We start from the raw sequence: 14,106 nt of genomic DNA on the forward strand, positions 1-14,106 counted from the left end.
GAATATGCGTTTATAGTTTCCTATACGTCGAGTAGAACAAGAAGGAAGAATTGTTACCGATAAATTTTACATGGCGAAATAAAAAAGTAGCCAGTGTGGCTAACCGTTTGTGAAGGGAATGCGGGAATACCTTGATATCCCAGACCGGAGTGGTCCCGCCTTCAATCTATCGTTTCTTGGATGCTTCTTTTCGCAATCTTTTCAAATAATTAATCTATAGAAAAATCGATATGCTTCGACTTAGCTATATATAGCTCATCTGCCTCAGTACTCATAGGGCTCATCACATCTCAGTGACTTTTTATCATCATCGGCACTTCTCTATCTCTTTTGCTATTTTTTCAGCCTCTATAGCGGGGTTATTTGAATTATAGATGCTTCGCCCCACTATAACATAATCCGCGCCCGCCCTGACCGCCTCTGCCGCGCTTCCGCCCTGCACGCCCACGCCTGGCGAAATAATTGTCATCTCTCCAACGACTCTGCGTATTTCTTTCACCCTCTCCGGGCGCGTCGCAGGCGCAACGACGCCCGAAGCGCCGGACTCAACCGCAAGGCGGGCAAGTTCTAATGCCTTTGCCTGCATAAAATCTACGGCTCCGGGATGGCTCATCTCTGTCACTACATATATATCCCCGTTATATTCCCTTCCGGTCTTTACGCATTCTGAAAGGCTGTCGCGCCCTGTAAAAGCGTGAACGATGATCGCGCCTGCGCCTGCCTCGAACGCCCGGGCGCATATCAACCTGTTGGTATTCGGGATATCCGCGACTTTAAAATCCGCGATTACGGGCGCGAATTCCGATAGGGTATTAATTATCCCGATACCTGCGCCGAGCACGAGCGGATAGCCTATTTTGATTGCGTCCGCATATTCTGCCACGTCCTTTGATATCGAGATCGCCTTAGTTCTATCCGTAACATCAAGAGCCAGGATAAGCCGGGTTTTTTTAAGCATAACTACTTCCTCTTTCCGCTTTTAGACGCAGCCACGATTATCGGCAATGTGATGGTAGCATCGGAATATACGGTTACCGCGCGCGCACTTTCCCCTACTTTTCCCCATGAACGCGCCTCATCCAGCGTGGCGCCTGAAAGACCCCCGGGCTCCGGTCTGTCCATCGTGAGCTGGATGGCATAATCAAAGGATTTCGGCGTAACGAGCATGGACTGGAGGATGAAGTTCTTGGGCACGCCGCCACCGATTATTAGCACGCCTGTGCGCTTTGCCTCGTAGCACCGGTCTATTAAGCCTTTCATATCTGCAAAGACATCCACATTGAGCGGCTTTGTCTGCCTGTACAGCCATGCCTGTAAGCCGATTATCGAATCCTGTATCGCAGGGCAGTACACAGGGACGCCCGTGTCGTATGCGCTCTTTAAAATAGAATTATCGTCATCAAGCTTCGAACCGATATGGGACAGAAGTTCGGTTATAGAGAGCTTATCGGGAAGCTCCCTGAACAGGGGCTGGAGCCTCTCCTCAAGCTTCGCGAAATGTTCCTCCGGCAGGAACACGTCATAGATGCGGTTGATGGCATGATGCTTTAGCTCGACATCATCGGTCGCATCTGTTCCCTTGTAGTGATGAAGCCCGAGAGACTCAATGATATCATGAACTAGATTGGCTCCTGTGGTGACCAGAATATCAATATCCCTATCCCTTATAAGGTCGCTCACTACCCGCCTCATCCCTGCCGGCACCATAGCGCCCGCCAGACCGAAGAATTTCGTACATTCCCCGTCGCTGACCATTTCCCTGTATATATCCGCAGCCTCGCTCAGGCGCCCTGCCCCGAACGCGCAGCCCGAGAACGAATCCACAAGCTGGCCTACGGTCATATCATTTGTTATTTTTGCATGTTTGATGGGCTGCTGGAGTTCCATATTTTATCTAAAGCACTTCACACAGGATAGAACGATATCCTTTTCGTGCGTCTGTTGTTTTGCAAGTTCAATCCCCTTAGATAGACTATCGGCATAATAAATATTTTTATTAATATTATTGTTTGTAAAGGACTTCATCCTTTCCCCGACAAGGATTAAAATCTCAAGTTCATCCATATGTTTATCCATAAACCTTTTAACACCCGCCGGGTCAAGCCCTTCACACACCTCTTTTGCTTCCTCTCCCAGCACCATGACAATCCTGCCGCCTTCCGCCTTTGCGTACAACAGCGCTTTTTCGGCGCTCCGGATATCCATCCCTGAATTGGAGTTGTCTATGAGTATCCTCCCCTCAAGGGATATCTTTCTCATGCGCCCCTCCGCGCCTTTAAATTCCCTGAAGGCGCGCTCGATTATACCTGCATCAACACCCGTTACCAGCGCGACAGCCGCTGCGCCTGCGAACGCCGTTTTATACGAGCTTATGTCGTAGTCCGGGGCTTCACGGATATGTATCCTTCCCTGCTTCTTTCCGAGGTAATAGGCGATCACGCCCCCTTTACTGCTTATGTTCTCATAATAGACATTGCAAGAGGCATTTACAGAATCCGAGAAAGAAACTATGTTGATATCCCTCCTGCAAGCCCCGAAAAACCTTAAAGCATCATTGTTTATCACAAGTGTACTGCCGGGCTTTGAGTTGAGTATCATCTGGCGCTTTGCCTCACTCGCCAGCCGTGTGTTATTTGCGATGGGATAGTCATTGGCTACCGTAGTTATAACCCCTATATCTGCGCAGCCCGTACCGCCGAGGGATATTTCGAATATAAACACCTCAGGCACAATCCCGGCTTCCCTGACCGCATCCAGCGCCGTAAGTACACTGGCAGGCGTTATACTCAGCCCTTTCTTGATTATCGTCCCCGTGCCCCAGTCCTCCACGCCCCTGCTCGTATGAGAAACGACCTTTTTTCCCCTGGAAAGTATCTCTGCTAAAAGGGTAGAAGTACTTGTTTTCGCTTTAGTGCCTGTGACCTCGATAATGGTTTTATCATCCAGGTCGTAATCTTCCAGAAGCTGCCCGACCGCCTCATGGTGCGACAGGACGGGTATGTTATTATCAGCCGCCTCAACCAGCATGGGATAATTTAAATCAAGATGCATCGGGGCGACAAGCAGGTCAAAATCAGTTGCTTTCAGCGCGTCCCGGGAAGTATTGATGCCTTCATTTTCAAGGGCGCTCAACTCCGCGATACCCAGGGTCTTATACACATCTACAGCAGACACCGGGCCGACTATTTTCTTTAGTTTCCGGGCTATTACAATGCCGCCGTGGGTCAGGTCAAGTACACATACCTTTGATGAACTCTTTAAATGAATCAATTTGATGACAGTGCCTCTTTAGCCCTCTTATAAGCCAGTTCAGCCACCAGCTCATCCACGCCAAGTGGCTCAGAATAGATCAGTTTTACATCCCTGCCGTCAAGCTTTATGATCGTTTCCCTAGAATCCCTGCTAATTCCAAGTATCTGGGGTATATCCTCCATCGTATGAACGCCGTGTGCCAGGAAAATAGGGACTGCCACGATCGTAGAGACTCCTGTGCCTTTAAAAGACTCAAGGCCTTCTTTCATCGTTGGGGAGTTCATGTTCATGAAGCCTGTCCTGACCACAATATTCTTGTACTTTCTTGATATTAGCTCCGCAACCCCGGTGACCACATCTTTATTATGCGGATGCTTGCTTCCGTGCCCGAGTGCCAGTATTCCGATCTTTTCGTTCATAAAAATCCTCGTTTAATTGTGATGATTGGTGGACTTTTTATGGCTGATGCGTCTTATAATCTTTTGGATACCGCGTAGAAAAAATAGTATAAGCCTTATTATATCTCCTTAACTCCCCTGAACGCGCTCTTCACGACCAGTAAGCCCGTCCCGACGTCGTATTCGATCGTCCTGCCGTAATTCCCCCCCGTATCGCTGGCTAAGATCGGGATTTTCATCTCCCCGAGCTTGCGGACCACGGCCTGCACGTTCTTCTCCCCTATGTTCAGATTATCCGCGAAGCTGAACATGCTTGCCCCGCCTGCTATTTTAGACTCGATCCTGCCCCTCAGGCACCCTTTCTCAAGCATTTTGCGGATCGCCATCTCTATGCCGGAATCTGCGAATTTTAACGGGTTACTCTTATTTTTTGCCTCCTCTATACTGGGAAGGACTATATGAGCCAGGGCGCCGACCCGCGCTACCGGGTCGCGGAGTGAAATACCCACGCAGGAACCCAGTCCTATGGTTACAAGCACAGCCGGGTTGTGGACGATGACAAGGTCTGCGATCCCTACGATCAACTTTTCCATTTCTAAGACCTACTTGCCCAACAGCTTGTTTATCGCACCGAGTATCCTGGTAAGTGAGTCAGAATCCGTGAATATCAGTATCCTTCCATCTATTTTCTCTGAATTCACAGTAAATTCCGTCCTCATGAACAGCACATCCTCAACATCCATGCTCATCATACCGACTATCTGGTTGATTATCGCATCAGACATATCATATACCTGGTTCGGAGGCAAAAGCCCAAGGGCTATCCCCAGGAAGTTTGAAAGTGATGAGATGTAAGTTCCGTTCATAATATTACCGAGTTCCTTCAATACCGATTGCTCCATTTCATTGAACGTGGTATTGTTCTCTGTCTGACCCAGCACAAGTTTTATCAGTAATTTCGCGCTGTCCTTTGATAGCAAAAGTACAAGGAAACCACTTGAGTCCCCTTTCAGCTGCTGTATGATACCCACAACAGGAGCTGCATTCTTCACAATTATAGGTACTTTGATTATCGGGACTAATTTAAGGTCGGGAAGCGATATATCCACTTTTTTATTCACCATCTGGGATAAGGAAGTAGTAGCGTTCCCGATTCCGATATTGCCAACCTCTTTCAAAGCATCGTACTGGAAATCGGTCAGCACTTTTATGTCTTCCATAGTATCACCTCTTCTTTTGATAGATTCGTTCTTTCACATCAACAGCATGGAACAGCTCTTCTGCCGGACCGACGAGCGTTTCTGTTTTTCCCATCACGAAGTATCCTCCGTCGTTCAGGGCATTGTAGAAATTCAGGTAAAGCTTTTCCTGCAGCGCCTGCTCGAAATATATCGTAACGTTCCTGCAGAAGATGACATCGAAACCGAACAACTTCGGGCCGGAGATCATGTCGTGATACCTGAACTTTACCAGGTTCCGGATCTCATCAATAACACCGTACGTGTAATCCTCATTCCGGACAAAAAACCGCTCGATCCGCTCCCTGCCTATTTTTTCAAGCTGCTTTAAATGATATGTTCCTTTTTCCGCTTTTTTAAGGGAGTCCTCGTCTATATCCGTGCCAAGGATTGAAATATCGTATCTTTTGATCGAAATCCCCAGAAATTCACGGAGCATTATCGCTAGGGAATACGGCTCCTCACCGTTAGAGCAGCCCGCGCTCCATACCCTTATCGTTTTATTATTCTCTTTTGATTTGAATAGTTCGGGAAGAACATTTTTACTGAACGATTTGTATGTTTCCGGGTTCCTGAACAGTTCCGTGACATTAACAGTCAGCGTCTCTTTCAACCTCTGTGATTCCGTTTCATTCGTTAAAAGAACCCCTGCATACTCCTTATAAGACCTTGAATGATTTGCCCGCAGCCTTACAGCAAGCCTTCGCTTAAGGTGTGCCTGCTTATAGTCCTCACAGTTAAAACCGATTTTTCTCTTTATAAGGGTTTTTAATTCTGCGAACTCTTTATCGTTTTCATGCACCGGGAAGTTATCGGAGATTGTTATCATATCAATGTCCCTACATCCAGTATCAGTGCAACGTTCCCGTCGCCCAGTATGGTCGCGCCTGCAAATCCCTTAACGCCCTTAAGAAGGCGGTTATCAAGTTTCTTGATTATGACTTCCTGCTGTCCCAGGACATGGTCTACCACTATCCCGACATTGCTGCCCCCGCGCTCAACCACCACAACGATCATATCATCAAAACCATTGCTCTTGACGTTGAAGAGATCATGGAGCCTGATTAGCGGGAGAACATCACCCATCATCATTATTACCTCTTCGCCCTTGATCGTCTTTATCATGTCTTTCTTTATAGCAAGGTCCCTTACCACGTTAGTTATAGGAACAGCATAGATATCTTTTCCGACTTTCACCATCAGGGAATGGATGATCGCTACGGTCAGGGGTAATTTGAGGGTAATATTCGTCCCTTCTCCTACCCTGGACTCAAGTCTTACGGAACCGCCAAGTGCCTCTATCTTCGTTTTTACAACATCCATACCTACCCCGCGTCCCGATACATCCGTTATTTTTTCAGCCGTGCTGAACCCGGGCAGGAATGAGAGATTGAGCACCTCGGTATCTGTAAGCTTGGCTACGTCTTCTGCGGACATTACACCTTTTGCCACTGCCGAATCCCTGAATTTTTCAGGATCCATCCCCTTGCCATCATCCTGTGCCTCTATAACCACATAATTTTTCTCACGCCTTGCAGCCAGCCTGACCTTGCCTTTCCTTTTCTTACCTGCTTTCTCCCTTGCATCCTGGGATTCTATGCCGTGGTCAACGCAATTCCTTAGAATATGGACAAGGGGGTCTCCTACCTCATCCAGCACAGTACGGTCAAGCTCTATGTCCCCGCCTTCCAGTATAAGTTCGATATCCTTGCCCTCCTTTTTAGCCAGGTCCCTTACCATCCTGGGGAACCGGTTAAATATCTGGTCAATAGGCACCATCCTTGTTGCCATTATCTCTTCCTGGAGGTCATTTGTCAGGCGGTTAAGGCTTGCGAGGGTCTCTTCAAGATAGTCCAGTTTATGGTCGCTTGCTATCTGCATTAAACGTATTTTGTTTATGACCAGTTCCCCGACAAGGTTCATCAATGAATCAAGGCGCTCAATGCCGACACGCACGCTCTGGACATTCTTTACCGCTGCCCTGCCGGCATCGCTGCTGCACGCTTTGTCCTCTGTTTTCTTTTTAGTGAGCGGCTCGCTGCCTGTATTATCCAGGGGTTTCACATCTACATTTGCGACTTCAGATGTGGTTTTTACAGAATCCCCTACCTTTTTTGCATCTTCTTTAGTTGATAACGTGACCGTGAATACCCTGTCGAATTTTTCATCTTCAATATCCTTAAGAGATGGTTTTGTCTCAACGACGTCCCCGAGCTCAGAGAGGTTCCTGAGGGCTACGGCGGCGCGTGCTGACTTAAGCACACAGGATTCATGGAGGGTGACTGTCACGTTAAAAAGAGCGCATTCTTTTTCCGGCTCTTCATGTTTCTCCCCGGCTGGCGTCTGTTCCTTAGCCGGAGACCCTGCCGCCGCTCCTTTAGATAACTGTGCCATTTTATCAACAAGGGCGGATATATCAAATTGCGAAGAGTTTTCCGGGACCTCTACCATTTTTTCAAGAGCGTCCAGGACCTCAAAAAGCATATCGATAGCGGCAGTGTCAAGAACCATTTCGTTCTTGCGCACCCTGTCCATCAGGTTCTCCATATCATGGGTAAGCTCCGCGATATTGGAGTAACCCATAGTGGCTGACATGCCTTTCAGAGTGTGGGCTGCCCTGAACATTACATTGATTGTCTCACTGTTTTTCGGATCCTTTTCAAGGCTCAGAAGCGCGTCGTTCATCGACTGCAGATGCTCTTCCGCTTCAACCGCATACATTTCTTTGTATTCAGACATGTCGTTCATAAATTTTCCCCTATGATATCTGCATAATACTTTCTGCTATTTTGTTTATAGGTAAAATGAAATCAGCCAGTTTTTTTTCTATTACCGACTTGGGCATGCCGTAGATCACACAGGTGGACTCATCCTCAGCTATTACCCTGCCGCCCACGGATTTGAGATTCCTGACACCATCGGAGCCATCGGAACCCATACCTGTAAGTATCACGCCAACCGCCTTCTGCCCGTAAATAGGCGCAACTGAATTAAGAAGAACATCAATCGAAGGACGTACACCCTGTACCTTTTCACCCTTTGTCAACGCTATAACTTCCTTCACCTCGCCGTTCTTTTTCTGCTGTTTTACTATCATATGGAAATCCCCCGGCGCGATAAGGACTTTTCCGGGTTCTATTATATCCCCGTCCACTGCCTCCCTTACTTCGACCCTTGACTGGGCATTCAGGCGCTCAGCCAGGGATTTCGTAAATCCCGGCGGCATGTGCTGTACCACAAGGACTGCCGCATCAAGTGTTGGCGAAAGTAAAGGTATGACCTGCTGCAATGCCCTCGGTCCCCCTGTTGAAGAGCCAATCACAATAACTTTCTGGGGTTTTGTCTTTTTACCGGGCTCTACTTTTTGCTTTTTATCATCTTCAATTGAACGGCGGAAGAAATCAAACAGCATCTCCTTGCCTACTTCTTCTTTTTTCTTCTGTTCTTCGATAAAACCAAGTTTTTGGACACCGACAGTGGCAGCAGTCTTTACTTTCCTGATAAGTTCATCTTTTATATTGACCATATCCCGGCTTATATCCCCTGAGGGTTTAAGCATGAAATCCACTGCTCCATACTGAAAGGCTGTGATAGTGATATCAGTCGAATTTGCGGCTGTAAGCATGATGACCGGCGTCGGACACTCGCTCATGATATGACTGAGCGCCTGGATCCCGTCAAGGACAGGCATTTCTAAGTCCATTGTCACAACATCAGGCTTTAACAGGGCTGTCTTTTCTATCGCATCCAGCCCGTTTTTCGCCCTGCCTACCACTTCTATATCAGGACTTGACGCCAGAATGTCGCTGATGATTTTTCGCATAAAAGCGGAGTCATCAGCTACAAGTACTTTTATCCGGGACATCTGAAGAACCAATTACATATTCTTTGAGACTACTTCCATTACTTTTGTAGCGTCAAACGGCTTGACAATAAAATCCCTGGCACCGATCTTAATGGCATCATTCACTACGGTCTGCTGACCTATCGAGCTGCACATCACAACTTTCGCATCTTTATCGAACGAAATGATCTGTTTCAGGCACTCGATCCCGTCAATATTGGGCATTACTATGTCCAGCAACACAAGGTTCGGTTTATGCTCCTTGTACTTGGATACCCCGTCTGACCCGTCAACTGCTTCTATCAAATCGTTTCCTGTCGGCGCAAGGATTTTTTTGAGCATCATTCGCATGAACGCCGCATCATCGATTATTAATATTTTACCTGGCATTTCTCCTCCCTTTTTTTATTTATACATTGTTATAATAAACATTGCGTTTCATATACTTTTATTTTTACTACATATGTATAAACAGGTGTGTGATACTCGTGTGATTCAAGCCTTCAGACCATCCCTAACAGCGGACCCATGGCTTTCAGGGTGAGTTCGGCTGTTATAGCAGAAACCCATACAAGTCCCACAAAATGGGTATAAGTGTTAAAATGATGACCGCCATCGACTATCCTGATAAGCATCGCCGAAAGCAGGGAATGGCCGACCATCATAGACATCACCATGGTGGACATCATGCTGACATCCATGTGGGCGACGCTGCTTATCGATATGCCGATATCAACATCAGGAACCGTAACATCTGAAAAAAGCCTACCAAGCATTGAAATTATGGAAATTGAAAGGAACATGGTGGCACCTATACCGGCGGTTAACCCGTAAAGGACACCGGTCAGGCTTGTGGCACTGCTGTATCTTAATTTGCGCATTGAAAGTATATACATAAAATTATGGTTGATGATCTCGCCAATGACCCCCGGCTTTCCGCCCACATCAGTTCCTTCCACGAACATTGTTGCAAACCGCTCAATCAGGTTGCTTCCCGCGCCGGCTGCAAAATGTTCCCACGCTCCCCTTTTATTGACACGGGATTTCAGTCGTTTGTACAGGTTTGATATATTGATAGAGAGGGGACCGAAATCGTGTGCGCGCAGTTCTTTTAAGGATTCCATGATAAGACCGCTCCTTGAGCCTGCCGCCCCGCCCAGTGAGCGTATAAAAGCACCGAAGTTGTCGTCATACCGTTTGATTTTATTCTCTTCCTGCCTTGCGATCAGTCCTGTTATTAACAGCGGTGTTAAAGAAACTGCAAACATGATGGTTATGGGTAAATCGGTAAATGTGATCAGCATGCCTGTGAGGAAGAGACATAGTGCCAGGGATATGGGCATTGACCATTTAATCCGCCGGTCGGCTATGGTCTCGATCTCAAGCGTATGCCATATCCGGTCGGTAGGAACCCTTGATTGCGCATAAACCAGCAGGCAAACTTCAGAGCCAAGGAAGATAGCAATGGCGCCTGCAAGCAGCATATTGGCATCCGTACCTGTGATTATAGGCATTATAACGGCAAATGAGACTAGCATGATAAGGGACATGCCCATAGAAAGGAATATTTCTTTTATCATCTCAATGCCGTTCAGAGCATCTTTATACATTGTCATGAAATCGTTCATCACGACCGTTTGCTCGGATATAATGAATTTTTCAAAATCCTCGCCTGACTGCACTGCGTGGGCCATCCTGTCAAGAAAATCCGAGAACAATACCGAAGGCGTGCGCTTTCCTATGAAGCGGCAGGCTGCAGGGAAATTCAAATGCCAGTAGCGGATAAGCGCGTATATCCTCCCGGTCTCCCTGGCTAAATATCCGTATGCTTCGTTCTTTGATAGCAGAAGAAGGACATCTATTCTTGTCATCTGTGAAGTGGTAAGGACACCCATGTGGGTGATATAATAGTGGATACTGTTGTCTATCTCTTTTTTTTTCGTCTCCATGCTCATGACCGGAAATACGAAAACCGCTGCCACCAAGACAAATGGAACCAGCATGACTGCGAGCAATGTGTTTCCCTGCACGACGGACGGAGCCAGCAGTATCATGATAAAAGGGAAAACGATTGCAAGAGCAAATACCGGAAGTACGAACTTCTTAAAATAAACCATTTTTTGCATACCGAGGCAGTGGAATACGACCTTTGAATCCATTATACCTCAAACGGTATACCATCAAGACCTTTGGCCTGGTAATTCCAGATGATATCCCGTACCTTATAATAATCAAGGATGTTCTCTTCCACCAGCCTGTTAAGGATTTTTGCGCGAAGCGACAGTTCATCATATACCATGCGCTTATCATCGTATCCAAGTCTGACCGCCACTTTGTCAAGAATAAAGCTGTTATTCATGCCCCTGAAGCGATGTTTATCAAGGGTAAAATCCCATTCAAAGACGGCACGCGTTATTACGCCTCCCGCCTCCTCAAGGTACCCTTCTATCTCTTCAACCGAGGTGCACCGTCTCAGGAACTTCCCTTTCCTGTATATTGCCTGGAGAATCAGGGCAGCGTTCAGGTTATCGGCGAACGTGGGAGGGATGTTGATAGGCTCACCCGTCAGGCGCTGGATTAGTTTTTGACAGAAGATGCATGGAAAGTGGCAAGCACTGCATGTCCTGTCTGCATTGCCTGGAATGCGACCGCACCTTCTTCACCCCTGATCTCACCTACTATGATGTAGTTTGGTCTTGACCGCAGCGCGACCTTAAGCAGGGTAAATGTATCCACCTGGGACTCTTTTGGACCCTCTTCACGCGTGATCAACTGCTGCCATGCTGCCTGCGGAGGGGACACTTCCGCAGTATTCTCTACTGAGTACATCTTGGCTTTGCGGCTTATGAATGGCAGCGCAGCGTTAAGCATAGTCGTCTTACCGCTTGCAGTTTCGCCGCTAAAGAAGATGCTCATCTGGTTCTCAAGCAGAAGCCACAGGTATGAAGCCAGATTCGCGTCGATACTGCCCCACTTGATGAGCTGGGAAATGCTGGCAGGGATTTCCATGAACTTTCTCAACGTGAAACTTGAACCTTTCCTGCTTATGTCGGTACTGTAAATGGCATTGATTCGAGTACCGTCAGGCAATGTACCGTCGATAATAGGACGCGCATCGCTGACAGGTCTTCCTATCCTCTCACCGATCGTGTGTATCCAGTGGCTCAGGTTATCCTGGGTCCCGAATGTTATATTGGTATGGAGCATCCCCAGGATTTTGTGCACGACATATACGCCGCTCACGCCGATGCTGTGGATATCTTCAAGGTACGGGTCCCTTATAACCGGTTCGATAGCCCCCTGTCCGCTGATGTTCCTTTCAATATAATAAGAAATCTTATCGTATTCATCGGATGATATATCAATAAGCTTTTCACCGAGCAGTTTATCCAGGAAGTTAGTTGATAGTATCTTTCCTTCGATATGCACTGACTCATTTAAAAGTTTCATCATGAGCTTTTTAAGCTGTTCTTCATTCTCAGGTACTATTTCATCCGCTGCTTTCTCCAATAAAGAGTCCATTATCTGGCTATACTTTTTCTGCTCCCCCTCAGTCATCATCGGCTCAATTGCAATATACTGGATTTCCCTGGTTGCTTTATCACCTTTAAGATGGATGAATATCGGGTCGCCTACCGGGTATATGATAGACGGTACGGGGATATCTACGATATCCTTGGATAGTTTCGGGAAAAAGTCCGGCAATGCCCCGGTATCTTTTTTGCAGTTCTCAACATATTCTTTCAGATGCGGGTTTCTCGCGATCGCTTCTTCGAACTTGTCATCCAGAACTCGTCACTCTCCTCATGAAACTCCGGATATGTCTATCATTACTCCAGCTTTAGCCTCGACCTTGAAACCGAACATGCTCCCAACCTGGAACTCGGGACGGGCGTATTTGTTTATTACAACCGTCCTTCGGATTTCCGTACCGATCTGGCGGATTTTCAGGGTGAGGAACACCTCGGCTGCGTCCTTGAACTCGGTGCTTATGCCCGGGGGCAGCTCAGTGCTGTCCATAGTAAGGATAATCGTTTTCTGCACTCCGGTTAATTTCTTGAAAAACGAGATCAATTGCAGGCTCTTTTCCGCTTCGGTACTATAGCGTATGAGCGCGGAGAGCGTGTCAATTATGATCAAATCTTTTTCAAAAAGACCTGCTGCTCCCATAAGCCTCTGGATGAAGTCTATCCGTGGCTTGGATTCCTTAAGCAGGGGATAAGCGGGGATATAAAGAAGTTCTCCTTTTAACAGTTTGATACCAATGGGATAATCCAGGGAATTCATCTGGCGGATGAAATTTTTAGTGGTCAACTGTGTTGAGATATAAGTGACCGTGTTCTTATTATCCAGAAGACCGAAAGCGAACCTCTGGCAAAGGGCGCTCTTCCCGCTGCCGTTCGGACCATCGATCACGACAAGCGCGCCTTTGGGGAAGCCTCCTCCCAGCATCTGGTTCATCTCATCCCTGTCAAGTGCAAATGAATATACTACCATAGTTTATTTCCTGAATTCGAATTCATCCTCAACACCGTTATCGGTCATCACTATTATTTTATGGCTGCCAGATGCAATTGTCACAGTGGCACCTATCTGCAGGACATCGCCCGTTTGCCATACAGTACCCCCTCCGAGTATGGTTTTGCTGATACTATTATCGGGTACGGCAGACCCGTCAATAAGGACCGTTATATAAGCTGTAGAGAGGGCTGCTTTCCCTGTATTTTTAACATAGAATGTATAAACCCCGCCGGAATACGGGATTGTATCCGGGTCATTTATCACGGTGATATCTGTTTTCAACTGTTCGGATAGTGTCTTGCTGCCCATAGTTGCTGCATTTGAGATCGACTGGATGTTCATGAACAATGCCCCGGCCACCCCAAGAGAAATAACTACGGACACGATAAAGAAAATCATATGAGTTGCAGATGTATCCGCTCCCATGCAGATCACCTACGTAACGGCGTAATCCGAGATACCGTTGGACGTTATTATTTTCGTCCTGCCGCTGGTTATCCCGTTAAGGGTCACGTTGATGAAGTTCCTGGGCGTCCAGACACCATCCTGCGATACGCTAAAAGATGATGCTGATAATAGCGCCCCGTCATGAATAACATTCAGCTTGCTTGCATTGAGCGTGACTGAGCCGTTATTATATACTGTGATTTTCAAATTGCCTCCGTCGTTCTGGGTATTCGTGATCACGATTTTCGTGTTCAGTTTATCAAACTGCATGTCATCAAGATTTTTTTTGGCATCCAGCACCCTCTGGTATGACAGGTTTGCAAAGGGGTAAAATATCGTTGCCATGTACATTAAAGAAGCGGCAAGAATAACAACGGAAGCAGAGGTTGAGAATCCCATGCATACC

At 47.0% G+C, this 14,106-nt stretch carries 17 protein-coding genes; 1 reads left to right on the plus strand and 16 read right to left on the minus strand.

Annotation, left to right across the window (positions count from 1 at the left end; all coding sequences use genetic code 11):
* Positions 1-307: 307 nt before the first annotated feature.
* The 12 genes from pyrF to MNV_RS20370 all read right to left on the minus strand — a co-directional run bounded on the left by pyrF (position 308) and on the right by MNV_RS20370 (position 11,091).
* On the minus strand, positions 308-958 hold the full coding sequence (pyrF, locus tag MNV_RS00005; RefSeq protein ID WP_096203302.1) for an orotidine-5'-phosphate decarboxylase: 651 nt from the start codon (positions 956-958) through the stop codon (positions 308-310).
* 2 nt (positions 959-960) lie between these two features.
* On the minus strand, positions 961-1,887 hold the full coding sequence (locus tag MNV_RS00010; protein ID WP_096203303.1) for a deoxyhypusine synthase: 927 nt from the start codon (positions 1,885-1,887) through the stop codon (positions 961-963).
* 3 nt (positions 1,888-1,890) lie between these two features.
* Positions 1,891-3,270 (minus strand): coenzyme F430 synthase, encoded by a 1,380-nt coding sequence (gene cfbE, locus MNV_RS00015; RefSeq protein ID WP_256999869.1) that lies wholly within the window; start codon positions 3,268-3,270, stop codon positions 1,891-1,893.
* Positions 3,267-3,671 (minus strand): sirohydrochlorin nickelochelatase, encoded by a 405-nt coding sequence (gene cfbA / locus MNV_RS00020; RefSeq protein ID WP_096203304.1) that lies wholly within the window; start codon positions 3,669-3,671, stop codon positions 3,267-3,269. The genes cfbE and cfbA overlap by 4 nt, the downstream gene beginning before the upstream one ends.
* A 98-nt stretch (positions 3,672-3,769) precedes the next feature.
* The gene (locus MNV_RS00025) at positions 3,770-4,243 is read right to left on the minus strand and encodes a chemotaxis protein CheD (protein ID WP_096203305.1); all 474 of its coding nucleotides are present in this window, start codon (positions 4,241-4,243) and stop codon (positions 3,770-3,772) included.
* 9 nt (positions 4,244-4,252) lie between these two features.
* On the minus strand, positions 4,253-4,870 hold the full coding sequence (locus MNV_RS00030) for a chemotaxis protein CheC (RefSeq protein WP_096203306.1): 618 nt from the start codon (positions 4,868-4,870) through the stop codon (positions 4,253-4,255).
* 4 nt (positions 4,871-4,874) lie between these two features.
* Positions 4,875-5,717 carry a CheR family methyltransferase gene (locus MNV_RS00035; RefSeq protein ID WP_096203307.1) on the minus strand — a complete coding sequence of 281 codons (843 nt, stop codon included), beginning with the start codon at positions 5,715-5,717 and terminating at the stop codon, positions 4,875-4,877.
* Positions 5,714-7,636, minus strand: coding sequence for a chemotaxis protein CheA (locus MNV_RS00040; protein WP_096203308.1), 1,923 nt, complete (start codon positions 7,634-7,636; stop codon positions 5,714-5,716). The genes MNV_RS00035 and MNV_RS00040 overlap by 4 nt, the downstream gene beginning before the upstream one ends.
* Positions 7,637-7,646: 10 nt before the next feature.
* Positions 7,647-8,753, minus strand: coding sequence for a protein-glutamate methylesterase/protein-glutamine glutaminase (locus MNV_RS00045; RefSeq protein WP_096203352.1), 1,107 nt, complete (start codon positions 8,751-8,753; stop codon positions 7,647-7,649).
* 12 nt (positions 8,754-8,765) lie between these two features.
* Positions 8,766-9,122, minus strand: coding sequence for a response regulator (locus MNV_RS00050; protein ID WP_096203309.1), 357 nt, complete (start codon positions 9,120-9,122; stop codon positions 8,766-8,768).
* A gap of 113 nt (positions 9,123-9,235) precedes the next feature.
* Positions 9,236-10,891, minus strand: a complete 1,656-nt coding sequence (locus tag MNV_RS00055) for a type II secretion system F family protein (RefSeq protein WP_096203310.1) — start codon at positions 10,889-10,891, stop codon at positions 9,236-9,238.
* Positions 10,891-11,091 carry a hypothetical protein gene (locus MNV_RS20370; protein WP_256999870.1) on the minus strand — a complete coding sequence of 67 codons (201 nt, stop codon included), beginning with the start codon at positions 11,089-11,091 and terminating at the stop codon, positions 10,891-10,893. Before MNV_RS20370 ends, MNV_RS00055 begins: the two co-directional genes overlap by 1 nt.
* Here MNV_RS20370 and MNV_RS20375 point away from each other — a divergent pair.
* On the plus strand, positions 11,090-11,320 hold the full coding sequence (locus MNV_RS20375; RefSeq protein ID WP_256999871.1) for a hypothetical protein: 231 nt from the start codon (positions 11,090-11,092) through the stop codon (positions 11,318-11,320). The two genes, MNV_RS20370 and MNV_RS20375, sit on opposite strands and share 2 nt — an antisense overlap.
* On the opposite strand, the gene MNV_RS00060 is transcribed toward MNV_RS20375, so the two are convergent.
* From MNV_RS00060 to MNV_RS00075, 4 genes are all read right to left on the minus strand, one after another.
* Positions 11,310-12,437, minus strand: a complete 1,128-nt coding sequence (locus tag MNV_RS00060) for a type II/IV secretion system ATPase subunit (protein ID WP_256999872.1) — start codon at positions 12,435-12,437, stop codon at positions 11,310-11,312. The genes MNV_RS20375 and MNV_RS00060 overlap by 11 nt on opposite strands.
* Before the next feature lie 99 nt (positions 12,438-12,536).
* Positions 12,537-13,229 (minus strand): ATPase domain-containing protein, encoded by a 693-nt coding sequence (locus MNV_RS00065; RefSeq protein ID WP_096203311.1) that lies wholly within the window; start codon positions 13,227-13,229, stop codon positions 12,537-12,539.
* A 3-nt stretch (positions 13,230-13,232) separates the two neighbouring features.
* Positions 13,233-13,679, minus strand: coding sequence for a flagellar protein G (locus MNV_RS00070; protein WP_096203312.1), 447 nt, complete (start codon positions 13,677-13,679; stop codon positions 13,233-13,235).
* A 9-nt stretch (positions 13,680-13,688) separates the two neighbouring features.
* Positions 13,689-14,099 (minus strand): hypothetical protein, encoded by a 411-nt coding sequence (locus MNV_RS00075; protein ID WP_096203313.1) that lies wholly within the window; start codon positions 14,097-14,099, stop codon positions 13,689-13,691.
* Positions 14,100-14,106 lie beyond the last annotated feature (7 nt).

It is taken from the genome of Candidatus Methanoperedens nitratireducens (assembly GCF_900196725.1).
Classification (GTDB): Archaea; Halobacteriota; Methanosarcinia; order Methanosarcinales; family Methanoperedenaceae; genus Methanoperedens; species Methanoperedens nitroreducens_A.

Bases quoted from the DNA above. Each gene is read 5' to 3' on its own strand.
- pyrF (WP_096203302.1), bottom strand. From the start codon at position 958: ATGCTTAAAAAAACCCGGCTTATCCTGGCTCTTGATGTTACGGATAGA.
- MNV_RS00010 (WP_096203303.1), bottom strand. From the start codon at position 1,887: ATGGAACTCCAGCAGCCCATCAAACATGCAAAAATAACAAATGATATG.
- cfbA (WP_096203304.1), bottom strand. From the start codon at position 3,671: ATGAACGAAAAGATCGGAATACTGGCACTCGGGCACGGAAGCAAGCAT.
- MNV_RS00025 (WP_096203305.1), bottom strand. From the start codon at position 4,243: ATGGAAAAGTTGATCGTAGGGATCGCAGACCTTGTCATCGTCCACAAC.
- MNV_RS00030 (WP_096203306.1), bottom strand. From the start codon at position 4,870: ATGGAAGACATAAAAGTGCTGACCGATTTCCAGTACGATGCTTTGAAA.
- MNV_RS00035 (WP_096203307.1), bottom strand. From the start codon at position 5,717: ATGATAACAATCTCCGATAACTTCCCGGTGCATGAAAACGATAAAGAG.
- MNV_RS00040 (WP_096203308.1), bottom strand. From the start codon at position 7,636: ATGAACGACATGTCTGAATACAAAGAAATGTATGCGGTTGAAGCGGAA.
- MNV_RS00045 (WP_096203352.1), bottom strand. From the start codon at position 8,753: ATGTCCCGGATAAAAGTACTTGTAGCTGATGACTCCGCTTTTATGCGA.
- MNV_RS00050 (WP_096203309.1), bottom strand. From the start codon at position 9,122: ATGCCAGGTAAAATATTAATAATCGATGATGCGGCGTTCATGCGAATG.
- MNV_RS00055 (WP_096203310.1), bottom strand. From the start codon at position 10,891: ATGGATTCAAAGGTCGTATTCCACTGCCTCGGTATGCAAAAAATGGTT.
- MNV_RS20375 (WP_256999871.1), top strand. From the start codon at position 11,090: ATGCCCCTGAAGCGATGTTTATCAAGGGTAAAATCCCATTCAAAGACG.
- MNV_RS20370 (WP_256999870.1), bottom strand. From the start codon at position 11,091: ATGAATAACAGCTTTATTCTTGACAAAGTGGCGGTCAGACTTGGATAC.
- MNV_RS00065 (WP_096203311.1), bottom strand. From the start codon at position 13,229: ATGGTAGTATATTCATTTGCACTTGACAGGGATGAGATGAACCAGATG.
- MNV_RS00070 (WP_096203312.1), bottom strand. From the start codon at position 13,679: ATGGGAGCGGATACATCTGCAACTCATATGATTTTCTTTATCGTGTCC.
- MNV_RS00075 (WP_096203313.1), bottom strand. From the start codon at position 14,099: ATGGGATTCTCAACCTCTGCTTCCGTTGTTATTCTTGCCGCTTCTTTA.